General features: G+C 34.1%; 21 protein-coding genes. 12 read left to right on the top strand and 9 right to left on the bottom strand.

Annotation, left to right across the window (positions count from 1 at the left end; genetic code table 11):
* Positions 1-28: 28 nt before the first annotated feature.
* The 5 genes from ACFSR1_RS18055 (at position 29) to ACFSR1_RS18035 (ending at position 3929) form a co-directional block, all read left to right on the top strand.
* Positions 29-496, top strand: coding sequence for a hypothetical protein (locus ACFSR1_RS18055; protein ID WP_378294414.1), 468 nt, complete (start codon positions 29-31; stop codon positions 494-496).
* A complete protein-coding gene (locus ACFSR1_RS18050) occupies positions 487-789 on the top strand; it encodes a hypothetical protein (protein WP_378294413.1) in 303 nt (100 codons plus the stop codon). The genes ACFSR1_RS18055 and ACFSR1_RS18050 overlap by 10 nt, the downstream gene beginning before the upstream one ends.
* A gap of 12 nt (positions 790-801) precedes the next feature.
* Positions 802-1455, top strand: coding sequence for a DUF1361 domain-containing protein (locus tag ACFSR1_RS18045; protein WP_378294412.1), 654 nt, complete (start codon positions 802-804; stop codon positions 1453-1455).
* 30 nt (positions 1456-1485) lie between these two features.
* Positions 1486-2847 (top strand): cell envelope integrity protein CreD, encoded by a 1362-nt coding sequence (gene creD / locus ACFSR1_RS18040; RefSeq protein ID WP_378294411.1) that lies wholly within the window; start codon positions 1486-1488, stop codon positions 2845-2847.
* A 587-nt stretch (positions 2848-3434) separates the two neighbouring features.
* The gene (locus tag ACFSR1_RS18035) at positions 3435-3929 is read left to right on the top strand and encodes a DUF192 domain-containing protein (protein ID WP_378294410.1); all 495 of its coding nucleotides are present in this window, start codon (positions 3435-3437) and stop codon (positions 3927-3929) included.
* Positions 3930-4032: 103 nt separating this feature from the next.
* Here ACFSR1_RS18035 and secDF read toward each other — a convergent pair whose 3' ends face one another.
* From secDF to gyrB, 6 genes are all read right to left on the bottom strand, one after another.
* Entirely contained in the window at positions 4033-7056 is a 3024-nt protein-coding gene (secDF, locus tag ACFSR1_RS18030; RefSeq protein ID WP_378294409.1) for a protein translocase subunit SecDF, read from the bottom strand.
* Positions 7057-7283: 227 nt separating this feature from the next.
* The gene (locus ACFSR1_RS18025; RefSeq protein WP_378294408.1) at positions 7284-7904 is read right to left on the bottom strand and encodes a hypothetical protein; all 621 of its coding nucleotides are present in this window, start codon (positions 7902-7904) and stop codon (positions 7284-7286) included.
* 92 nt (positions 7905-7996) lie between these two features.
* On the bottom strand, positions 7997-8950 hold the full coding sequence (locus ACFSR1_RS18020) for a SecDF P1 head subdomain-containing protein (RefSeq protein ID WP_378294407.1): 954 nt from the start codon (positions 8948-8950) through the stop codon (positions 7997-7999).
* 76 nt (positions 8951-9026) lie between these two features.
* Positions 9027-9953, bottom strand: coding sequence for a malate dehydrogenase (gene mdh / locus ACFSR1_RS18015; RefSeq protein ID WP_378294406.1), 927 nt, complete (start codon positions 9951-9953; stop codon positions 9027-9029).
* 191 nt (positions 9954-10144) lie between these two features.
* Positions 10145-11146: a DUF6588 family protein gene (locus ACFSR1_RS18010; protein ID WP_378294405.1), complete on the bottom strand. Its 1002-nt coding sequence runs from the start codon at positions 11144-11146 to the stop codon at positions 10145-10147.
* Between the two features lie 181 nt (positions 11147-11327).
* Entirely contained in the window at positions 11328-13268 is a 1941-nt protein-coding gene (gyrB, locus tag ACFSR1_RS18005) for a DNA topoisomerase (ATP-hydrolyzing) subunit B (protein WP_378294404.1), read from the bottom strand.
* A 511-nt stretch (positions 13269-13779) separates the two neighbouring features.
* On the opposite strand from gyrB, the gene ACFSR1_RS18000 reads away from it, so the two are divergent.
* Positions 13780-14946, top strand: coding sequence for a M12 family metallopeptidase (locus ACFSR1_RS18000; RefSeq protein ID WP_378294403.1), 1167 nt, complete (start codon positions 13780-13782; stop codon positions 14944-14946).
* 122 nt (positions 14947-15068) lie between these two features.
* Here the strand turns inward: ACFSR1_RS18000 and asnB are convergent, their stop codons facing one another.
* Positions 15069-16754 carry an asparagine synthase B gene (asnB, locus tag ACFSR1_RS17995; RefSeq protein WP_378294402.1) on the bottom strand — a complete coding sequence of 562 codons (1686 nt, stop codon included), beginning with the start codon at positions 16752-16754 and terminating at the stop codon, positions 15069-15071.
* Positions 16755-17010: 256 nt separating this feature from the next.
* Between asnB and ACFSR1_RS17990 the strand changes: the two genes are divergently transcribed.
* Entirely contained in the window at positions 17011-17544 is a 534-nt protein-coding gene (locus tag ACFSR1_RS17990; protein WP_378294401.1) for a DUF2911 domain-containing protein, read from the top strand.
* Between the two features lie 1368 nt (positions 17545-18912).
* Here the strand turns inward: ACFSR1_RS17990 and ACFSR1_RS17985 are convergent.
* Complete coding sequence (locus ACFSR1_RS17985) at positions 18913-19542, bottom strand: 7-carboxy-7-deazaguanine synthase QueE (protein ID WP_378294400.1); 630 nt, start codon at positions 19540-19542, stop codon at positions 18913-18915.
* A 128-nt stretch (positions 19543-19670) separates the two neighbouring features.
* The gene (locus tag ACFSR1_RS17980) at positions 19671-20126 is read right to left on the bottom strand and encodes a RidA family protein (protein ID WP_378294399.1); all 456 of its coding nucleotides are present in this window, start codon (positions 20124-20126) and stop codon (positions 19671-19673) included.
* Positions 20127-20280: 154 nt separating this feature from the next.
* Between ACFSR1_RS17980 and ACFSR1_RS17975 the strand changes: the two genes are divergently transcribed.
* The 5 genes from ACFSR1_RS17975 to rluF are packed head-to-tail and all read left to right on the top strand — an operon-like array spanning position 20281 to position 24541.
* On the top strand, positions 20281-21816 hold the full coding sequence (locus tag ACFSR1_RS17975; RefSeq protein ID WP_378294398.1) for a helicase HerA-like domain-containing protein: 1536 nt from the start codon (positions 20281-20283) through the stop codon (positions 21814-21816).
* A 44-nt stretch (positions 21817-21860) separates the two neighbouring features.
* The gene (locus tag ACFSR1_RS17970; RefSeq protein ID WP_378294397.1) at positions 21861-22427 is read left to right on the top strand and encodes a hypothetical protein; all 567 of its coding nucleotides are present in this window, start codon (positions 21861-21863) and stop codon (positions 22425-22427) included.
* Positions 22428-22444: 17 nt separating this feature from the next.
* The gene (locus ACFSR1_RS17965) at positions 22445-22813 is read left to right on the top strand and encodes a cupin domain-containing protein (protein WP_378294396.1); all 369 of its coding nucleotides are present in this window, start codon (positions 22445-22447) and stop codon (positions 22811-22813) included.
* Positions 22810-23649: an alpha/beta hydrolase gene (locus ACFSR1_RS17960; protein WP_378294395.1), complete on the top strand. Its 840-nt coding sequence runs from the start codon at positions 22810-22812 to the stop codon at positions 23647-23649. Before ACFSR1_RS17965 ends, ACFSR1_RS17960 begins: the two co-directional genes overlap by 4 nt.
* Before the next feature lie 22 nt (positions 23650-23671).
* Positions 23672-24541, top strand: coding sequence for a 23S rRNA pseudouridine(2604) synthase RluF (gene rluF / locus ACFSR1_RS17955; protein WP_378294394.1), 870 nt, complete (start codon positions 23672-23674; stop codon positions 24539-24541).
* Positions 24542-24547 lie beyond the last annotated feature (6 nt).

Raw genomic sequence — 24547 nt, 5'->3', positions numbered from 1 at the left:
GAAATTCAAAGTACTTTTAAAATATAAAATGAGATCAGTTTTATTAGAAATTTTATATGAATGGAGTAAAATTCCATATCAAAAATGGTTCAAAAAAGAAGAACCTTGGGATATATCCATATCCCAATTATTGAAGTACCCTAAAACCAGTCTTGGGTTTCATTTGGGTAGCTTTTTATTACAACACGATTTTACACCTCAGCCTAAACTCGAGAACCACGATGTATTTCACGTGTTGACCAAAACAGGAATTACGGTCCCCGAAGAAATATCCATGCAGTATTATCTTTTAGGCAATGGCAAAAAGAGCTTATACCTCTATACCGTAATTACAATTGGCACCCTACTCTATCCGGATAAATTCAGAATGTTTAGAACCGCATTTAGAAAAGGCAGCGATGCATATACATTCCATCAATTGGAATTTAAAAAATTATTAGATCAACCATTAGACACTATACGAACCACTTTTTTAATTTCTACATCATGCAAGTAACACAATCCGTTAATAGAAACGCCTTAATGATAGCTATGTTTAGCTTTTTGTTGGGCACCATACTTTTATTACTTCATCTCGTCACAGCTTGGGAGCCAATAATCATGACAGGGCTTTTCTATGTTATGATCGCAATAGTTCTTAATGGTATTACTTTCATCGGACTATTAGCCAACTCCATCATTAACTATCATTATTATAAAGAAAACCTTACCACAGTATTGGTATTCTTACTCAATATTCCGATCGCTATTGGATACTTTCTTATTGTAGTTCACAACCCCCTTTCCTAATACTATCTAATAATGAACACTATCTATAAACAATTACCTTTTATTAAAGGTTTTAGCATTGCTGTCACATTTAGCATCATACTTCTTTTTATAAGAATAACGAAGGTGGAATCTAATTTTTTCCTATTCTTGGTTTGGAATCTGTTTTTAGCCTGTGTCCCATATGGAATAACTACGATATTAAGTTTCAGCAAAATACACAAGAATAGATTTTTGTTTGGAGTAGGATTTATCTTTTGGCTAGCATTTCTCCCTAACGCTCCCTATATCCTTACTGATTTACAACACATACGTCTTAGCACTTTGCATTCTGTATGGTTTGATGTATTGTTAATTCTATCTTTTGCCATTAATGGATTAATCGTAGGATTTGCCTCTTTGCGAACTATGCAAGAACTCCTTCAGAAACATTTTTCCAGAAAGACTACATATTTCATTACACATCTCACCCTTTTATTATGTGGATTTGGGATTTATATGGGACGAATACTTCGGTGGAACAGTTGGGACCTTCTGCAAAATCCTATGGATATTCTAGGGGATATATTCCAACGAGTCATATTCCCGATAGAACACATCAATACTTGGGCATTTACCATAGGCTTTGGTGGTTTTTTAATCATCACCTATCATTTAATTCATCATTACCGAAAAGAAAATAATTAAAAAATATAAACACTATAAATTTCAAATACTATGGAAACTCAAAAACAAAAAAAGTCCTTTGGACAGTGGATAAAAACTTCAATTACCGTTCGTATGTTAATGGTGGGGATACTGATTTTGGTTTTATTAATTCCGCTATCCTATATCAAAAACCTTATACAGGAAAGAGCCTACAGACAAGAAGAAGTGGTAAGTGAGATCAACCAAAAATGGGGAAACGAAGTATTGTTATATGGTCCAATTCTTAAGATACCGTATCAAACCCATAAGATTAAAAAAATATGGGACGAAAAAACCAAATCCTATCTTCAAGAAGATATCATTTCAGTTCATCAAGCTTTTTTCTTTCCTAATACATTAGATATCAGCACTAATGTGGAATCAGAAAATTTAGGAAGAAGTATTTATGAATCTGTTGTATACACTGCTGATATGAAAATAAAAGGTTCATTTACTACTCCTAATTTCGATATTAGAGACATCAAACCTGAAGATATATTATGGAATAAAGCTACCGTTATCATAAATTCCACAAATTCTAAAGGAATTAGAAGTAATCTGGAATTAAAAATGGGTTCCGAAAATTATCCATTACAATCCAGATATACCCAAAATTCAAATACCAATAGATTTGAAACTAAATTTCTAAAGGAAATCTCTTTACCCAAAGAGAACATAGTCCATTTTGAAATGGAATTAAAAGTAAATGGTAGCGAGCAATTGCGATTCATACCGGTAGGGAGAGAAACCAATGTAGCTATGACCTCTAACTGGGCTTCACCAAGTTTTAATGGCAATTATCTACCGGATACAAAAACTAAAGAGATCTCTGAAAATGGTTTTAAAGCAAACTGGAAAGTACTGCAAATCAACAGAGAATTCGAGCAAGAGTTTTTTGGTGAACTACCACACATCAATTCATCAGCGTTTGGAGTAAAATTACTAATCCCCGTAGACGAATACCAAAAAAGTGAACGCGCTACTAAGTATGGGTACCTTGTAATAGCATTGACTTTTTTAGTATTCTTTCTCATCCAAACAGTTAGTAAGGTTCACATTCATCCTTTCCAATATTTAATGATCGGATTAGCCCTAACCATGTTTTATACTTTATTGATCTCTATTTCTGAACATTCTAGCTTTTTATATGCTTATGGAGTAGCTGGAATTGCGGTAGTTTTACTCATATCAATTTATTCTAAAGCAATTCTGAGAAGTTTTAAGTTTATGGGATTAATTGCTGCTTCTCTGATCGCATTGTATACGTTCATTTTTGTAATTATTCAATTAGAAAATTATGCACTATTAGTAGGAAGTATAGGATTGTTTTTAATTCTTGGAACGATTATGATGGTATCCAGAAAGATTGATTGGGGAAATGATGGAGCGTAACTAATAATAAATATTGAATTAAGAATTAGGATTGGAGAATAAATCAACATACTATATAAAAAGGAATACTATAAAAATAAGATTATTACATATCGTTATTGGATCATCAATGGCATTAGCATTAAACTATTTCTTTATAGAAGAAATTTTGATTCCCGATTCGTGTTATTACTATTCACATAGCACTTCAAAATTGTTCGATTTATTCTATTCATTTCCACCAGCTGACGGTGGACATCCTGCCCCTAGTTTATTCAATTTTGTGTGCACAGTTCTTTTTGGAGGAATTATGGGATTAATTTTTTACAAATTACGGATTAGAATTTCCCTATAGTCATTCTGAAACAATCAACTATAAAGTCAAATTCGTAATTCTTCATTCATAATTAAAAATAAATGCTGGTTAGTTAGTTGAGAGAAGTCGTGCTTCAAGTTTTTGAAGTGCGGCTTTTTATAATAAAGATTTGTCTGTTTCCGAAATTGCGTTTCAGAAATAAAACTAGTACTTTCCGATTCTAAATTTATTCCAATCTACCTTCGCCAAAGTTACGGTAGACAAGTACATTATAATGACAAAAAAAACAATCATGAAAAAGAACATTTTTATAACACTCATAGCAGCTTCTACCCTATCAATTTTATCCTGTAAAAAAGCGACCGACAAGAAGATTATAACAGAAGAAATAAAATTCACAAAAGAAGGAGAACTTTCTATTTATAATTTACAAGATTCCATTCCTAAACCCATTGTTGCCTTAGATATTGAAATTGCCGATAATGACTATGAAAGAGAAACAGGTTTGATGTACCGAAAGTCAATGGAAGAAAAGAGAGGAATGCTATTTATTCAAGAAAATCTGCGACCTCAGAGCTTCTATATGAAAAACACATTGATAGCACTGGATATTATCTATATAGACGATCAGTATAAAATTGTAAGTTTCCAGAAAAACGCAAAACCATTAGATGAAACTTCGCTTCCTTCTGTAAAACCAGCAAAATATGTTTTAGAAATCAACGCAGGATTATCAGATCAATGGAATCTTAAAGAAGGGGATTCTATTTCATTTAAAAAGATGTAATTTCATCTGAATGAGTTAAGTTTTAAAACCTAAAAAACATCAATAAAAAAATCCCTGTACTTTTTAGCACAGGGATTTTTTAATATCTAAAATTTAAAGATTCTTACTCTTCAGTTTTCTTCTTTTCTTTTAAACCTACTTTCTTCACTGTATCATACATTACAGGAGTTGCAATGAATAATGAAGAATATGTACCGACTAGTACACCAATAATTAGCGAGAACATAAATCCTCTTAATGGCTCTGCAAAAATGAAGATTGCAATCAATACTAATAAAGTAGTTAACGAGGTATTTAACGTACGACTTAATGTACTATTTAATGCTCCATTAATATTCTTGTCTAACGTCCAAGTCGTATGTTCTGCAAAATACTCACGAATTCTATCAAATACAACCACCGTATCATTCAATGAGTATCCAATAACCGTCAATATTGCAGCGATAAATGCCTGATCTATTTCCATATTAAATGGCATAAATTTCCAAGTTAATGAGAATACACCTAGCACCACTAATACATCGTGGAATACCGCAGCTACGGCACCTAAACTAAACTGCCATCTTCTAAATCTTAATAAGATATATAAGAACACCACGATTAACGAACCTATTACAGAAATATAAGCCGCCTGCTGAATATCATCTGCAATTGTTGGTCCAACCTTCATAGAACGCATAATCCCCTCTTGTTTATCTTCATCTCCATCAGAGAATGCTTCATAAGTCATTCCATCGGTTAAATAAGGTTTTAATGCTGTAAACAAAGAATTCGAAATTTCTGAATCTACTGCCTCACCTGTTTCATCTACCTTATATTTAGTAGTAATCTTTAATTGATTATTAGCTCCTAAGGTTTTAGCTTGTGCACTACCAAAGACAGCTACCAAATCCTTTTCTACATCAGATGGAACTACATCCTTAGCAAAACGAACCGTATATGTTCTACCTCCAACAAAATCCACACCTTGATCTAAACCTTGCGTAAACAAAGATCCTAAACCTGCTAATACAATAACCGCAGAAATAACATAAGCAATCTTTCTTTTTCTTAAGAAATCAATATTTACATTCTTAAACAAGTTCTTAGTTGCAGCCGTTGAGAACGCTAATTCCTTACCATTCTTACCATATCCATCGATAAATAATCTTGTGATGAAAATCGCAGTAAATAACGATGTAAGAATACCTATTAATAAAGTAGTCGCAAATCCTTTAATCGGTCCAGTACCGAAGAATAATAAAATTAAACCTGTAAGACCTGTAGTAATATTCGCATCTAATATAGATGACAATGCATTATTGAAACCATCTTTGATCGCATCTACCTGAGATTTACCCTTAGCTAACTCTTCTTTAATCCGTTCGAAGATAAGTACGTTCGCATCCACAGACATACCGATCGTTAATACAATACCGGCGATACCAGGTAATGTTAATACCGCTTTTAATCCGGCTAACACTCCAAAAATGAATAAAATATTCACTACCAATGCCACATCAGCAAAGGCTCCTGCTTTACCATAGTAAAAGATCATCCAGATTAAGATCAATACTAATGCGATCCCAAAAGACATAACACCACTATCGATTGCTTCTTGACCTAAAGATGGCCCTACAACTTCACTCTGAATAATATCAGCAGAAGCAGGTAATTTACCAGCTCTTAAAACGTTTGCTAAATCCTGTCCTTCTTCTACTGTAAAGTCTCCAGAAATTTCACTTCTACCTCCTGTAATCGCTCCTTTAGAAACACCAGGTGCTGAATATACGATGTTATCTAATACAATCGCAATCTGACCTCTGGTTTGAGAAGCTCTACCAGTCATTTCAGCCCATTTTTTAGCTCCTTTACCATCCATTTGCATGGTAACCACTACATTGTTCATTTGGTCATATGATTGGGCAGCATCTGTAATTACACCTCCACTTAATTCTGGAGTATTATCACGATTTCCTTTTAAAGCATATAGATCTACTCTTTCTCCTTCTTTCTCCGGCTTACTCCAAGCGAATTTTGTATATCGTAAAGATTGTGGTAGTAAAGATTGAATATCTTTTCTGTTTAGATATTCATCAAATTTTTCAACATCTTTAATCGCAACAGAAACTAAAGCTCCAGGAACCGATGGAGGTCCGACTAAGTCATTTATAGGGTTTACCTGTGCTTCAACATCAGTAGAATCTTCTGAATCTGCTAATAACTTTTCGATTTCTGCATCTGCATCAGTTTTTGTAGTATCTGTCTGAACAGTATCTAATACTTTTTCTGATTCTGTAACCTCATCAGCTACTTCTTCCTTAGTATCTTTCCCTTCTTTAGCTTCTAATTCCTTTTTAAGCTTTTCATTCATTCTATTTAAGAAAAGTCCAAGTTCTTGAGCATTCTCTACGTCCCAAAACTCTAACTGTGCAGTACTCTGTAAAAGCTTTTTTACACGGTCTACATCTTTAGCTCCAGGCAATTCCACCAAAATACGACCAGACTCTCCTAAACGCTGGATATTAGGCTGTGTAACACCAAACTTATCGATACGTTTACGTAATACTTCGAAAGCTGAAACTACAGATTCGTCAATCTTTCTTTTCAGAACCGGTTTTACAACATCATTCGTCATATCAAAAGTGATATCATCACTTAAGTTCTTATTTGCGAAAATATCCGGAGATGCTAATTGTGCATCCGGGATTTTTTCGAACTCGATAAAAAAGTCTTCTACATAAGTATTTTGACTATTCTTTTGTGTTTGATCAGCTGCATCTAAAGCCTGAACAAAAGCAGGGTTTTTAGAATTATTAGCCAACCCTTCTAAAATATCTCTTACCGAAATCTGGAGAATTACGTTAATTCCTCCTTTAAGGTCAAGTCCTTTATTCAGCTCTTTTGACTTAGCATCATTATAACTGAAATTCGCAAAAATCGGATCCTTACCTATAGAATCTAAATAATCACGTTGTGCAGTTTCTCTCTTCTTCGAGTAGTTTTCTACGGTCTCGGGAAATTTATTCTCAGCATAAACTTCAGCCTCTTTTTCTTTTGTATATGTTAAGTATGTGAACGATAATTGGTAAATACATACCAATCCAAATAAAATCGCAAATACTCTAACAAGTCCTTTATTTTGCATTGTTATTTATTTTGGTCGAATCTTATCAAAAAATGATTCTTACAATCATTTAAGACCCGACAATTACTAGTTTATTAATATTCTGTGATTAGTGAGCTTAGTCATAGTTTTGACATTAGCTTCATATAAAAATTAAAACAGTCGGGATAATCAATAATTATCCTTCATTTCTTCAAATTTTATAATGTTTAGATTTTAAGGAATTCTACAAAGCTTAATTCCTCTTGTTAGGAAAATGGCCCAGCTCTTACCTCTGGAATTTTATAAGAAGTATTATCAATTGCTATGGCTATTGCGCCATTTACTTTTTGAGCCGATTTTAGTAACCTATCTAAATGATGAGTACTATTTGTAGTTACAAAACTATAGGCATAAGAACCAGAAGCTCTGTCTTGTTTTTGCTTTATTTCTAGAACATAAATCCCATTAAAGTCCGTATCAAGATCTGTACTCTTATGGATTTTATAAACGTCTAAATTGTAATGTGAAGAATTGTTATCTGAAGGTGATTGATCACCTGTATTGCCCTTATCATAAAGAATATGATCTAGTGCTACCCTCTGTTCTTTGGAAAATATTTTTTTGATACTCTCTACATCAGCATCACTATAATAAGCAATCTTAAGTTTGCCGTTATGAAGTTCCTTAGATATTCGAGTATTTTTAACCCCGATTGACTCTAATTGCTTTTTTACAATTGTGATCGCGTTTTGAGCTTCTAAAGAAGTTACTTCAACATCTGTGAACTCCAGAACTATTTCCTGGTTAGGCACAACGGTTTGTTGCTGCATTACAACTAGTAGTGTAAATGCAGTAATCAAAATCTTGAAGTACCATTCTTTCTTCATGCCCGCAAATATAGAAAAATTAAAACTTCGTTGCTAAAGTCTTTTTATAAATAACTATTAGCATCATACTGATAAACTCTTTAGCTCTATTTTTATTTTATTTCTCTTACTTTAACTTCGATTATACTCATTTTAGGAATTGCTCCTGACATTAGGATATTTGCAAAGTCTTGAGCTTCTTCTGCCGTAAAATCTCCAGATATTTCAGAACGACCTCCATGTATCGGACCAGCTGACACGCCAGGAGCGCTATATACCTGATCATTCAGAACTATGGCGATATTAGATCGTTGTTGGTACGCTTTCCCCGTTAAACTCTCCCATTTTTCGGCACCCTCTTCATTCATTTGCATTGAAATCGCTGGCATATCCAATGCATTATATGTTGGAAAAGCATTCATCACTACATCTCCACTAAGAGCAGGCTTACCTAGTTTGTTTTTTTTAAGAGCATATAACGGAATATATCCTGTCCCTTTTTCTTTTATACCCCATAAAAACCTTACGTATCGTTTCTTTACAGGTAAGGCTGATTCAACTCCCTTCATAGAAAAATATCTATTTACTGTGGCTGTATCCCTTTCTTCTACAGAAAACAAAATAGGCCCTCCCGGATATCCAGATTCTTTGATTAAATCTTGGAAAGGATGTACAATAGAATCCTTATTTTTCACTCGCTCATAAACCTCCGCAAGAAACGAGAACATTTCTTCATTTTTGTAGGTTTCATAAAAATCCAATTTCCCTGGATTAACGATATACCTATTGAATCTTTCTGTTTTATAATGAGTAGCAACCGTGATTTTGATTTGATTTTTATCGGGCAACGCCAATACTTCAGCATTTGTCGTTACTTTTTGCAGTCTTTGACGTAGCTTTTGAACAATTCTATTCATTTCCTGATCAGAATCGACAGCTTCATTTGGCTCTAAAGTCATTTCAATGACCTTATCTGACTTTGGCCCAAAACTACAAGCACTTACTAACAATAGCAGCATAATGATTCTTACTGATATCTTGAATATGCTTAAGGATTTTTTGAACATACATATTTATTTAAAGACAAAGAGCTACTATTTAAATAGCAGCTCTTTTATCATATTTCTAAAAGGATTCAATGGACTACAACTCTAACAATCCATTTGTCTTCTTCACTCCTTCAGCACTTTCTGCAAGTTTTGCTTTTTCAGCATCGCTAAGTTCAATTTCTACTATCTTTTCGATACCGTTTCTGCCTAACACTACAGGTGCTCCGATACATAAATCATTTAAACCATATTCTCCTTCTAGTAAAGTAGAACAAGGGAATATCTTTTTCTGGTCACAAGCTATAGCCTGTACCAAACCAGAAACTGCAGCTCCTGGTGCGTACCAAGCAGAAGTTCCTAATAAACCTGTAAGTGTAGCTCCACCTACTTTGGTATCAGCAGCAACTTGCTCTAAACGCTCATCAGAGATAAATTCTGAAACCGGCACACTATTTCTTGTAGCCAATCTTGTCAATGGCACCATACCTTTATCACTATGTCCACCGATCACCATTCCGTCTACGTCAGAAATAGGTGCTCCTAAGGCCTCAGCTAATCTATATTTAAAACGTGCACTATCTAAAGCTCCACCCATACCGATAATCCTATTCTTTGGAAGATCTGTAGTTTTATGCACCAAGTATGTCATAGTATCCATAGGATTACTGACAACAATGATGATTGCATTTGGAGAATGCTCAATCAAACTAGAAGAAACCGTTTTCACAATTCCTGCATTAATACCAATTAATTCTTCTCTTGTCATTCCTGGTTTACGAGGAATACCAGAAGTAATTACAGCAATATCACTTCCTGCAGTTTTAGAATAATCATTGGTAGTTCCTGTTATTTTGGTATCAAAACCATTTAAAGAAGCGGTCTGCATCAAATCCATTGCTTTACCTTCTGCATATCCTTCTTTGATATCTAACAACACTACTTCTGAAGCAAAATCCTTAATGGCAATATATTCTGCACAACTAGCACCTACTGCTCCTGCTCCTACTACTGTAACTTTCATTATCTATATTTTTGAATGTTAATTAATATTTTTTGCACCGCGAAAATACGAATTCTTTACCGATTTTTTAGCTCCAGAAAATGGTTAATTATCGATAAATGATATTGGTCAGAATTCAAATAAAAATCATTCTTTTTCTCACAAAAAAAGGCTCGTAAAATTACGAACCTTGCAATGAATTTCTTTTCATACTACCATCCAAAATTTAACCCAATAGACAGATTTTGGTAGTTCTGAAGTGTGTAATCTAAATTCGCTCTAAAGAACCCTAATTTTACGTTAGCACCAATAGTTGCTTTTAGACCTGAAGTTTTATTATCTACAGAGATCGGATCCTCTACCGTTTGCGAAGACAAAGGACCATTTTCCACTTGGTAAGTTCCTAAAATATCTGCTGTACTATTTCCTGTATAATACCCAAAACCTCCATAAAAATTAAACTTTGGAAGCTTTGTAGAAATGATACCACTCACCAACCAGGAATTAGATTTTAAGCGGATTTCCTGATCTGCTCCATCTATCCCACTGTCTGCTGTAAAATCATAAAATCCTCTTACATTGGTATACCCTATTAATCCAGAAAACCTAAAAGGAAGCCTTTTCCAAGAAAAAATCCAATCTGTCAATTCGTGTTGCACTGCCAATCCGTATAAAAAAACTTCGGTGTTTTCTCTGATAGCAATTTTAGGTAAAAACCTTGCCTTAATTTCTGTACTTCTTGATATCCCCATAGATCCCTGAAGAAATCCTGTAGGCGCTATATTCACTTCTTGTCCACCAATACCATCTGGTAACGTAACTTCTACTTGAGCTAATTGACCTTGGTTTAATACGACAACTATATCACCACGATTCCCACCAAATGCATTCGCAACAACCTGGCTTGATGGCCCTTCCCTAAACTCAACTCCATCATATTCAACAGTATTCAGGACAAATGACTGTTTTTCTTCCCTTACAAAAGACAGGTTTCCGATAAAGCCTACCTCAAAACGCCATAGCCTCTTCACTTTAGCGGTTTTATACCAACCATTAGACATACTATTTACCAAAGCTTCTCCGGCTGGAGCAAAGTAATCCGAACTAAAACGTTGTGCGTTCTCTATACCTAATTCTAATAATTGATCTACATTGGTTTGAGCATATGACACTTTAAGTATCAGCATCATTAAGAGTAGGATATTTTTTTTCATCTGTTCGTTTATATCGTTTTTTCAATAATCAGATGGAATTCACATAACCAAATAATCGTATAGCAATACTTTGGTGTGTTCATTTCACAAGATTTGGGTGTTATAGGCGGAACAATATATAAAAAAATCCGCTATACATTGTACAACGGATTTCAATCTAAATTATTTAGCGACACTTAACCTAAGCATCAATATTCGCATATATTGCATTTTTCTCAATAAATTCTCTTCGAGGTGGCACCTCATCACCCATCAACATAGAGAAAATTCTATCCGCCTCTGTTAAATTATCTATGGTTACCTGACGCATTGTTCTAAATTCAGGATTCATTGTAGTATCCCACAACTGTTCTGCGTTCATCTCTCCAAGACCTTTATATCGTTGGATCTTGGTATTTTCTCCAAATTCCTTAACGATCATATCACGTTGATCATCATTCCAGGCATATTGTTTCTTAGCTCCTTTTTTAACTAAGTATAATGGCGGAGCTGCAATATAAATATGACCTGCTTCTATTAATTCTTTCATATATCTAAAAAAGAACGTAAGAATAAGTGTAGCAATATGACTACCATCCACATCGGCATCACACATAATTACTATTTTATGGTAACGTAATTTTGAAAGGTTTAATGCTTTACTATCCTCTTCTGTACCGATAGTAACTCCCAAAGCTGTAAAAATGTTTTTGATCTCTTCGTTCTCAAAAACTTTGTGGTGCATGGCTTTTTCAACATTTAGTATTTTACCACGTAAGGGAAGAATTGCCTGAAACATTCTATCACGACCTTGTTTAGCCGTTCCACCTGCAGAATCTCCCTCTACCAGAAACACTTCGCATAAAGCAGGATCCTGTTCAGAACAATCTGATAATTTACCAGGAAGACCACCTATGCTCATCACCGTTTTACGTTGCACCATTTCACGAGCCTTCTTAGCCGCGTGACGCGCTTGTGCAGCAAGAATTACTTTCTGAACAATGGTTTTAGCATCATTCGGATTTTCTTCAAGATAGTTTTCCAACATCTCCGAAACCGCCTGAGAAACAGCAGAAGTAACTTCTCTATTTCCTAATTTTGTTTTGGTCTGACCCTCGAACTGTGGTTCTTGAACTTTCACAGAAATGATAGCCGTAAGACCTTCTCTAAAATCGTCTCCTGCTATTTCAAACTTTAGTTTATCCAACATTCCAGAAGCATCGGCATACTTCTTTAAAGTAGAAGTAAGACCTCTTCTAAATCCTGAAAGATGAGTTCCACCTTCGTGAGTATTAATATTGTTCACATAAGAATGAAGATTTTCTGCGTATGAATCATTATAAATCATAGCCACTTCTACCGGAATGTCATTCTTTTCTCCCTCCATAGAAATCACGTGACCTATAATAGGACTACGACTTGTATCCAAAAATCTAACGAATTCTTTTAACCCTTCATCAGAATGGAATACTTCAGACACAAAATCTCCTTTATCATCTGTATGACGTTTATCTGTTAAGGTGATCGTTATTCCTTTATTAAGGAATGACAATTCTCTCATACGACTTGCCAGCGTATCGTAATTATATTCTAGTGTTTGCTGAAAAATAGTAGGATCCGGTCTAAAAGTAACAATTGTACCATTAAAATCAGTATCACCTGTAGACTTAACCGGATATAATGGTTTTCCTCTTTCATATTCCTGCTCCCAAACCTTTCCATCTTTATGAACAAGGGCGTGTAAATGATCAGAAAGTGCATTAACACAAGAAACTCCTACCCCGTGAAGACCACCGGATACTTTGTAAGAATCTTTATCAAATTTACCTCCTGCTCCAATCTTGGTCATTACAACCTCTAAAGCAGAGACACCTTCTTTTTTGTGAATACCAACAGGAATACCACGACCATTATCTTTGGTGGTTATAGAGTTATCTTCATTGATTGTTACATCGATAGTATCACAATGACCAGCAAGTGCTTCATCAATAGAGTTATCTACTACCTCATACACCAAATGATGCAACCCTCTTACTCCAACATCTCCAATATACATCGATGGACGCATGCGCACATGTTCCATTCCCTCTAACGCCTGAATACTATCGGCAGAATAATTATTTTTATTTGCTTCTTCGCTCATAAATCAGCTTTAATTAATTACAATTTTTGGTCAACAAACAAAGATAAAAAAAGAGTGAAATGTTCAAAGTGTTTTATAGGATATGATTTAAAGAGTTATCAACAATTAGTTAAGAAGAATACCAGAAAAATAAAAAACGCGCTTAAAAGTGATAAAAATGGTCTTAAATCGAATTTAAGATTAAATTAATAATTTTATTTCCCAACTAAAAGTTCATCCAACAATTTGTAAATAAACACATTAAAATATAAGGTAATCAATTGAAAAACTGAGCGCTATTTTTCAAAAAATCAAAAAGCATATCACAATCACAAAACCTAATTGCTAATGAAACTATACATGAAGTTTCTAACACCTACGCTTTCTCGATAAACTCTTACGAATACTAAAAGCCAACCAATTTAAGTACTTCACTTACAATATTATTGACGCTTCTCGTTAAAAAAGGCACAGTACTATTGCTGTAAACTTAATAAAAAATAAATCACACAATCAACTAATTTATTTTAAAATGAAAACTAAAAATTTAATGAATTTCGGAAAAGCAGTTGTTATTTGCTTAGGGCTTTTAGGAAGTTCTTGTACAAACGAAAGTTTTGAAGAAGTAAGAGGAACCCAAGAAATAGAACTCGTTAAAAAATTCTTTAATGATGACATAGTCTTAGTTCAGGATTTGGGAGACGGCACATATTTAGGAGGCGATATCATTTATGAATCCAGACAATTAACTGATCAAAGAATTGGATACGACGCAAACCCGGAACCAAATGAAGAACTAGAAGAAAGATTAGGTTTCTACAGAGGGGTTCAAAAATGGCCAAACAATACTATTATTTATGTGTTTGATAGTAGTCTTACCAGCAACCAAAGACAGGTATCCCTTAATTCTATGCAAGAATGGACCAGCAAAACAAACATTAAGTTCAAGGAAAGAACTACTGAAAACTATTATGTAACTATAAGAAATAACGGAAACAACTGTAACTGTGCAAGTGCTAATCTGGGTGTTAATGGTAATCGTGGACGAATCAATATGGGTGTAAAAACCAGTGAAGTAGTAATGATTCATGAAATAGGTCACACCCTTGGTTATATCCACGAGCAAACACGTTCGGATAGGGATAATCACGTAAGAATTCTTTTTGAAAATATACAAAATGGTGCTGAAAGTCAGTTTAGAAAAAATGATAATTCAGTAAACATTGGGGAATTTGATATCAAATCTACCATGATGTATGGAGCTTATACTTTTAGTAAAAATGGGCAGCCTACTATTGTTCAATTAGATGGAACAACACATCCAAGAAGAAGACCTGAATTATCTGCCGGTGACATTGCAGGAACTAATCAAATATACCCTGCTGGCGATGGAGATGGTGACGGTGATGGTAACGGAACCGACATATGTGACGGAGTAGACGAATGGTCCAGAAATATTCGATATAATGTTGGAGACAGAGTTACATATCAAGGGTCTTTATACGAAAGAGATTATTACAGATGGAATCGATTAGGAGAATGCGGAGATACTCAGATTTCGGATATTTGTGACGGTGTAGAAGCCTATAGTGGAAACAGAAACTATGCTGCAGGAGATCTAGTAACTTATAATGGTTATCTGTATAAAAAACTAGAAAACGGCGGATGGTCTAATCAAGGTAGATGCCAAAGCAACTAGATCTTACAACTTCAATATCTTAAAAAACAAAAACCCCGGGAATAATATTCTCGGGGTTTTACATCTCAATTAACTCAACTTTCAGCGACTCAAGCTGAAATCTTTAAATTCCTTGTTATTCTCTATTGTACAACTTCGTCTAGTGAATAAGCATCGTCATGAACATTAGCTACTGCTCTTCCACTTGGATCGTTCATGTTTTTAAAAGCCTCATCCCATTCTAAAGCTATTTTTGTACTACAAGCTACAGAAGGTTCTTGGGGCACACTTAATGCTGCAGCATCACTAGGAAAATGACCTTCAAATATAGACCTGTAATAAAATTCTTCTTTATTTTGTGGTGTTTGAATCGGGAATCTGAAATGTGCATTTGACATTTGTTCATCTGTTACCTCAGTCTCTACTACTTCTTTTAAAGTATCAATCCAGCTATAACCAACACCATCCGAGAATTGCTCTTTTTGTCTCCAGGCTACACTTTCTGGTAAATAAGATTCAAAAGCTTTACGAATTACCCACTTCTCCATACGTTCTCCATTGATCATTTTATCTTGTGGATTAATACGCATTGCTACATCCATAAACTCTTTGTCCAGAAAAGGCACTCTACCTTCAATCCCCCAAGCTGCAAGAGATTTATTAGCTCTCAAACAATCATACATATGCAACTTATCCAGTTTACGTACTGTCTCTTCGTGAAACTCTTGTGCATTTGGTGCTTTATGAAAATACAGGTATCCTCCAAATATCTCATCTGCCCCTTCACCGGAAAGTACCATCTTAACTCCCATAGATTTAATCACTCTAGCCATTAAATACATAGGAGTTGAAGCCCTAATAGTCGTGATATCATAGGTTTCCAGATTATAAATAACATCTTTGATAGCATCTAATCCTTCCTGGATTGTAAATTTTATTTCATGATGTATTGTTCCGATATGATCTGCTACTTTTTGAGCCGCGGCCAGATCAGGTGAGCCTTCTAAACCAACAGAAAAGGAATGTAGTTGTGGCCACCACGCTTCTGTAGTATCACCAGACTCTACTCTTTTCTCTGAATATTTCTTGGCTATTGCTGATGTAACAGATGAATCTAAACCTCCTGATAACAATACTCCATAAGGCACATCAGACATTAATTGTCTATGCACGGCATCTTCTAATGCCTGGCGCAACTCGTCAATACTTGTCTGATTCTCTTTTACTGCATCAAAATCCGACCAGTCCCTTATATACCATTTAGTCAACTCACCTTTCTTACTATCTAAATAGTGTCCAGGAGGGAACAATTCTATTTTAGTACAAACACCTTCTAAAGCTTTTAATTCTGAAGCTACATAAAAAGTTCCATTCTGATCCCATCCCATATACAAAGGAATAATACCCATATGATCCCGTGCGATTAAATATGAATCTTGTTCTGCATCATACAATGCAAATGCAAATATTCCATTGAGATCGTCTAAAAACTGAGTTCCTTTTTCTTTATATAAGGCCAAAATAACTTCGCAATCGGACTCTGTTTGAAAATTATATTTGCCTTCAAACTGTTTACGAATTTCACTATGATTATAAATTTCGCCATTAGCAGCTAATACCAGTTTTTTATCTTCACTAAACAAAGGTTGCTTTCCAGATACTGGATCTACAATAGCTAACCTTTCGTGAGCTAAAATTGCTTTTTCGTCTGCATAAATCCCACTCCAATCTGGACCTCTATGTCTTATTCTCTTCGACATTTCCAGCAACTGAGGCCTTAAAACCTCTGCTTTTTCTTTTAATTCAAAAGCGCAAACTATTCCACACATATTCTTCTTTTTCTATTAATTGAGAAGTCAAAGATGCGATTACAGTTACACTATTTAAACATTAAAACCATTATTACTTTCAATTTAAAACCATATTTAGGTATTTGACTACTATAAATAATTTTTAAAGCTAAAAAATCACACCAAAGTATCAGGTTGTTATTTGATTCTTTTAACAGAACTTAATGACAGGATTAACATTTCGTATATATCTTCACATATATCTTTACGATGGTTAAAAATTAAATTTCAAATTATGAAAAAATCACTCTTACTGGCGGTTATTATGTTTTTAGGAACTGTAACCTCTATCAATGCTCAAAAATTTGCAGGTCTACAGAAAAGCCCAACGGATATTTCGTATGCCAAAACAGATAGAAATGCGAAACCTGATATCAAGGTAATATATAGCAGACCACAGAAAAAAGGCAGAACCATGCTTGGAGATAAAGTGGCTTATGGTAAAGTTTGGAGAACAGGAGCTGATGAAGCCACCGAAATCAAACTTTTTAAGGATATGAAATTAGGAGATGCAACAGTAAAAGCCGGAACCTATTCTTTATTCACAATACCTGGAGAAAAAGAATGGACTATTATCCTTAGTTCTGATTTGGATGTTTGGGGCGCTTATTCTTATAATGAAAAGAATGACGTTGCAAGAATTAAAGTTCCTGCTGCAAAAGGAGATGAGTTAGAAGCATTTTCTATTGCCTTTAAAAAAGTAGACAAAGGGTATCATATGGTACTTGGTTGGGAAACAACCAGAGTAGAAGTTCCTTTTTACATGTAGTATAAAAACACCATAAAAAGTAAAACGAGGTTATTTATAACCTCGTTTCTTATTTTGTTTAAAGTACCTTTTGACTAGAAAGGTATAATTATTTCACTGAAATAATAACTATCGATGGATAGCGTGACTTGACGCTCCCGGTAATTCTTTAAGAAAGTCCATGACAATCCTAAAAGTTAATCTGAATTTAGTGTAAAATAGCCCCATAATATTTCCAATTTATTTAACAGCAAGATAATACCTAAAAGCCTTTAAATCAACATTTTTAACAAAAAATGTAAGAACTTTTAGACGTAAAGTAAAATTTAATCGATCAATAACATAAATTTTATTTATACTAGTAAAATCTATTCCTACGTATTCATCAGGTCCCAACGAAGATGTATAAAATCATTACTTCACCATTTAAAAATACAATCCTTAATTTATTTTCTGGATTAACTAATATAAGTATGATCTTATTTAGTATTTACCCAATTACTCTACTATCTATGGATAGCATTGCTACTGGCAGCAGGTAATTGTTTTAAAAAATTCTTTAATCCCTTAATATCTATTGTTAAAATACCGTAAAAAAACTTCATAATATTTTGATTTTTAATTAGTTATGCAAATATAAAACCCAAACCTCCTTGTCTGAAAAAATTTAACACACAGAAAATTAAATTTTAGATATAATTTCATAAACAATCGATATAAGGACACAATCAATACAATCGATGTTAAATGCTGAAGAAAAAACTTACAATAAAAGATGTTTTATCAGGGGCTTATCCCCCTGTTTTTTAAACTGTTACGAACAACCCTTACCTATATTTATGAGTTTTCTATTCCAAAGATCCTAATGAAAAGATATTCATTAGGTTACCCATATTACTTTGACTCCATTTTTTATTACATCAAACAAAAAAAGGGATTATCGAAATTGATAATCCCTTTTTACAATTTTGTAAAATACATAGAATTTGGGTTTATGTATTAAAATTTTCTAATGTCTTATAACGTAACTAGAAGCCGAAGGAAGCTCTTTAATAAAACTGATAACAGACTTAAATTGTAATCCTAAAATAGTGTAGAAATTTTTCATAGTATATTGTTTTAAATTATTTACATAAAATTAACAACTACTCTTATGATTTTCAAGGATATATGTTAAAAAAAAATACATTTTTGATGAAAATCATATATTACCGATTAAAAACATTAAATGTACGAATTTTACAATAAAAATTGTAGTCTAAATCCTACTTTTAAATATTTAAAAAAGGGGATATTTCCCTTATTTTTACGGTAAAACCGTAATTATCTATAAATCAATCTTTTAAAATCTATTGAAAAAAGCAGAAAACCGTAATCTAGATATGCTAATTATGGAATATTAAGGTACTTGTGTGTCTGTAAAGATACTTTCCACTTGGGGTTTTTCATTACATAGTCTACTATTAAGGGAATTACCTTATCCCGCACGCTCCATTCCGGTTGTAAATAGAGAACGCAGTCTTCAGAAACCTGAGCAGCTTGTTGTTCTGCAAAATCAAAATCACTTTTGTTGTAGACAATACATTTTAACTCGTGAGCTTCACGATATATTTCCTTATTAGGAAGTTTTACTTTTTTTGGTGAGAGGCAAATCCAATCCCATTGACCTGTAAGCGGATACGCTCCCGAAGTTTCTATATGAGTTTTAGCACCTTTACTTTTTAATCCTTTGGTAAGTTCTGTCATATCCCATGTTAGTGGTTCTCCTCCAGTCACTACTACAACATCACTATAATTTACCGCATTTTTTATAATGATGTCCGTAGCCGTAGGTGGGTGTAAATCTGCATTCCAACTTTCCTTAACGTCACACCAATGGCATCCAACATCGCAACCTCCGATTCTTACAAAATACGCCGCAGTACCTTTATGATACCCTTCTCCCTGTATGGTATAAAATTCTTCCATAAGTGGAAGCATCTTTCCCTCTTTCACCAATTTTTCTGTACTTTCTTGCATAAGGCTGCAAAGGTAGATAATAAATTACGAATGATGAACGACGAATTACGAATCTTAAAGCAAGGTAACTTACTTTTAAATTTTATATAGCCTCTTGACTTTGGTTAAAATTTTAATCTATAATCATCTTATTTAGATTTGGCCGCAATACACTCTATTTCAATTTTAGCGCCCACTGCTAAACCTTTAGCCGCGAATGTAGTTCGCGCCGGCTTCTGAGGAAAATACTCTTTATATACTTCACTAAACGCTGCAAAATCGTTGATATCCGATAGAATAACTGTACATTTCACTACATTATCCATATCCATATCGTGGTGCTTTAATACCGCCTTGATATTCTCCAAGGTCTGTTCTGTCTCTTTTTTTATTCCTCCAGTTACTAACGTACGACTGGTATGGTCCATTCCAACCTGGCCAGAAAGAAAATATAAATTCCCCACCTGTACAGCATCAGAAAATGGAGCATTAGCCTTTTTAGCTTCATGAGTTTTATGAAAAGTAATAGAAGTATTTGATTCAGAATTATTCGCGCAACCTATTGAAAAGGTAATTAAGATGATATATAAATATGATTTTTTCATTTTAGTATGGATTGTGATTTGTGAATTATAAAAGTAAACTATAATTTTTACAGGTCTGCTTATTGATTAAAAATTATAAATTTACCTAAAACAAAATCATATTCATTTCGATAGAATAGGTAAGATTGCTATTTTTATCAAAATTTACATCACTATGAGTAGTAATCAGGAATTCTTTGATCATATACAAAAAGGATATACGACTAAGGGTGACTTTATCACCTTAGGAGCAGCAATGCATAATGGAGAAACTGTGACTAATGCACATGTGAAGATCCCTTTAAAAACATTAAACAGACATGGGCTTATCGCCGGTGCTACCGGAACTGGTAAAACCAAAACGTTGCAAGTACTGGCAGAAAACCTAAGCGAACAAGGTATACCTGTACTTCTTATGGATATCAAAGGTGATCTTAGTGGATTAGCCGCTGCGAGTCCTGGTCATCCTAAAATTGATGAAAGACATGAAAAAATAGGCATCCCATTTGAGGCAAAAGATTTTCCTGTAGAAGTTCTTTCTTTATCAGAACAAGATGGAGTTCGTTTGAGAGCCACTGTTAGTGAATTTGGTCCGGTTTTATTTTCCAGAATATTAGATGTTACCGAAACACAAGCAGGTATTATTGCTATTATATTTAAATACTGTGATGATAACAAACTCCCTTTATTAGATTTAAAAGATCTGAAAAAAGTACTACAGTTTGCCACACGCGAAGGAAAAGAAGAACTAGAAAAAGATTATGGCAGAATATCTACGGCATCTACGGGAGCAATACTGCGCAAAATAGTGGAGCTAGAACAGCAAGGTGCAGATTTATTTTTTGGAGAAAGATCGTTTGATGTTCAGGATTTATGTAGAGTAGATGATGATGGTAGAGGATATATTAATATCATCCGATTAACTGACATTCAGGATAAACCAAAACTATTCTCTACATTTATGCTTAGTCTTCTGGCAGAAGTCTATAGTACATTTCCAGAACAAGGAGATAGTGGCAGACCTGAACTGATTATTTTCTTAGATGAAGCACATTTGATATTTAAGCAAGCTTCTAATGCCTTGATGGATCAAATAGAAAGCATTGTAAAACTAATACGTTCTAAAGGTGTAGGATTATACTTTGTTACTCAAAATCCTACTGATGTGCCTGATGGTGTATTAGGTCAATTAGGACTCAAAGTTCAGCATGCACTAAGAGCATTTACAGCAAAAGATCGTAAGGCTATTAAACTTACCGCAGAAAACTATCCGATTTCTGAGTATTATGATACTAAAGAAGTACTAACCTCGTTAGGAATTGGAGAAGCTTTGGTATCTGCTCTTGATGAAAAAGGTCGACCAACTCCGCTTGCTGCAACTATGCTAAGAGCACCGATGAGCAGAATGGATATTCTTTCAGAAAGTGAATTAAAAGATTTATTAAAGAAATCTAAGCTTTCCAAAAAATATAATGAAGATATTGATAGGGAAAGTGCTTATGAGATTCTTAATGAAAAAATAGAAAAAGCGGAAGCAGAAGAAGCTAAAGCTGCTGCCAAAAAGGAGCGAGAAAAACTGGATCGAAAATCATCAAGTTCACGTTCTGGAAGCAGAAGGTCCAGCACAACAGAAAAAGCTGTTATCAAGGTACTCACCAGTGCTACTTTTATCAGGGGAGCATTAGGAGTATTGAATAAATTATTGCGCTAAACACACAAGAATCTTTGTTTAATCTTGGGAATAATTAACTAGTTATGTTTAAAAAAATTAGCTCTATTTTACTTATCTGTTTAAGTATAGTAAGTTGTCAGAAAGATAAAAAACAAGATCCTTTCGAGATTTCTTATAATAGAATTGGAAACTTAACGAATACTGTCAAAGTAAATCAACTAGATTCAATTTATGCAAATGATTCTATTGTAAAACTTTCCAAAACAAATCAATTCGTAAATATGTCCAATGCAATTGAGGTCTATGAAAAAGGTGGTGCAAAACTACTAAGCTTAGAACCTAAAGTAGAAAATGATCCGACATCGGTGATTGAAAGCGTTCAGATTATTGATCCTAGATTTAAAACTGTTTCTGGATTATCTGTTGACGGAGTTTTTAAGGATATCAAAGACAATTACAACATCTCCAAGATTAATAATATGTTAAGTGCTGCAGTTATCTTTGTGGATAGTATACAAGCCTCCATAACGATTGACAAAAAAGAATTACCAAGTGAACTAAAATTCAATACTGATACAAAAATTGAAGCTTCACAAATACCGGATTCTGCAAAAATTAAGCATTTAATCATCAATTGGGATGACAATTAAACTGTGACAATTGTCTTATGCGTAAAAAATATCAAATTCAGAAATCACCTTTTGTAGTACCGACAACAGATGGAAAATTAATCGAAGAACATTTCGGAAAAGCAACCGATGGTAATTCTGAAATTAGCATTGCTCATATGATCGCTCCACCGGGTTGGAGCGAACCTTTTCAAACACCTGAATTTGATGAATACACCTATATAATTAAAGGAAAAAAACAATTTATTATTGAAGGTGAAAAGGTAATTCTAGAATCCGGACAATCTATTAAAATAGAAAAAAACACCAGAATCCAGTATTCTAATCCCTTCGAATCAGCTTGTGAGTATTTAGCAATATGTCTCCCGGCCTTTTCGATAGAATCTGTGCATAGAGAAGAGTCATGAAGGAGACCTTAAAAAAGTACATACCGATTTTGATCGGAAAACAACTTTTATTTCTGTTTTTTTTCAATAAAAAAAAGGCATTACATAAGGCTTTTATTTTGTTCTGCACACCGCTTAAAGGAAAAGTATTACCAGATCAGGAATATTTTCTGGAAGAGGCAGAAGATGAAGTGATTTCTGTAAACGGAAGCTACCTACAAACCTATCGATGGGCTAATATGGGAGAAACCATTTTGATGGTACACGGCTGGGAAAGCAATAGTCATCGATGGAAAACACTCATAGAAAAACTACATCAACAAAACTATAATATCATTGCGTTTGATGCTCCTGCTCACGGTAATTCTTCCGGAAAAAGACTCAATGTGCCCTTATACGCTGAATGCCTTCAAAAAATGGTAGAATTATACAGGCCTAATTATATTATAGGTCATTCGGTTGGAGGGATGACCACCATATTCCATCAATTTAAGTTTCCAAACCCTGAAATAGCAAAGTTAATAGTCCTTGCCCCTCCAACCGAGTTATCTGTAATTATGGAAAATTATCAAAAAACCCTTAAACTATCTGATAAGTTCATGATAGCCTTAAGTGAGTATTTTAAGGATCAATTCGGTTTTCATTTTGAAGAATTTTCAGTGGCTGAATTTGCTAAAAGCTTAACACATCCCGGATTATTAATTCATGATAAACATGATGACATTGCTCCGTATTCTGGAGCAGAGAAAATTCATAAAAACTGGTCTGATGTAAAATTTGTTACCACCGAAGATTTTGGACATTCTTTATTTTTTGACGAAGTGGATGATATGATCATTCATTTTTTGAAAGAATAAATTTTATGATCACCTTTGCATAGTGGAAAACTCTAATCTTACAAGACTCAATAAATTCCTTAGTGAAGTTGGATACTGCTCTCGCCGTGAAGCAGATAAATTAATTGACCAAGGTCGTGTTACTATAAACAACAAAGTTCCAGAAATGGGAACAAAAGTGGCTCCCGGAGATGAAGTGCGGATAGATGGAGAATTAATAAGCAAACCCAAAGAAAAGCATGTATACCTTGCTTTTCATAAACCCGTAGGTATCGTTTGTACCACAGCGCAAAACGAAAAGGATAATATTATTGACTTCATCAATTACCCAAAACGTATTTTCCCTGTCGGTCGTTTGGATAAACCAAGTGAAGGTCTGATATTACTTACCAGTGATGGTGATATCGTTAATAAAATACTTAGAGCTAGAAATAATCACGAAAAAGAATATATAGTTACCGTAAATAAACTAATTAGTCCTCAGTTTATAAAAAGAATGAGCAATGGTATTCCGATTTTGGATACGGTCACTCGCAAATGTGAGGTTGAGCAAATCAACAAATATGATTTTAGGATTGTACTTACTCAAGGTTTGAATAGGCAGATCCGTAGAATGTGTGAATACCTGGGATATGAAGTTACAAGACTGAAACGAATTCGGATCATGAATATTAACCTGGATACTCCGGTGGGTGCTTGGCGCTACTTAACAGAAAAAGAGTTACAGATTATTAATTCTGATGTGGGAGACTCTAGCAAAACGGAAGAAGCTTCTGTCCTTAAAGATCAAAAAACAAGAGGTCAAGAAAATAATTCTAGACGCTTCAAATCTAAAAATCAACGAGGATCAGATTCTAAAAATAAAAATTCTTCACCTTCGGGAAAAAGAAAACGAAGTGATCGAAAACGTTAAGATGCG

The sequence above is a fragment of the Aquimarina rubra genome (genome assembly GCF_042684305.1).
In the GTDB taxonomy this organism is placed as follows: Bacteria; Bacteroidota; Bacteroidia; order Flavobacteriales; family Flavobacteriaceae; genus Aquimarina; species Aquimarina rubra.
This window is presented reverse-complemented; position numbering and strand designations above follow the sequence as displayed.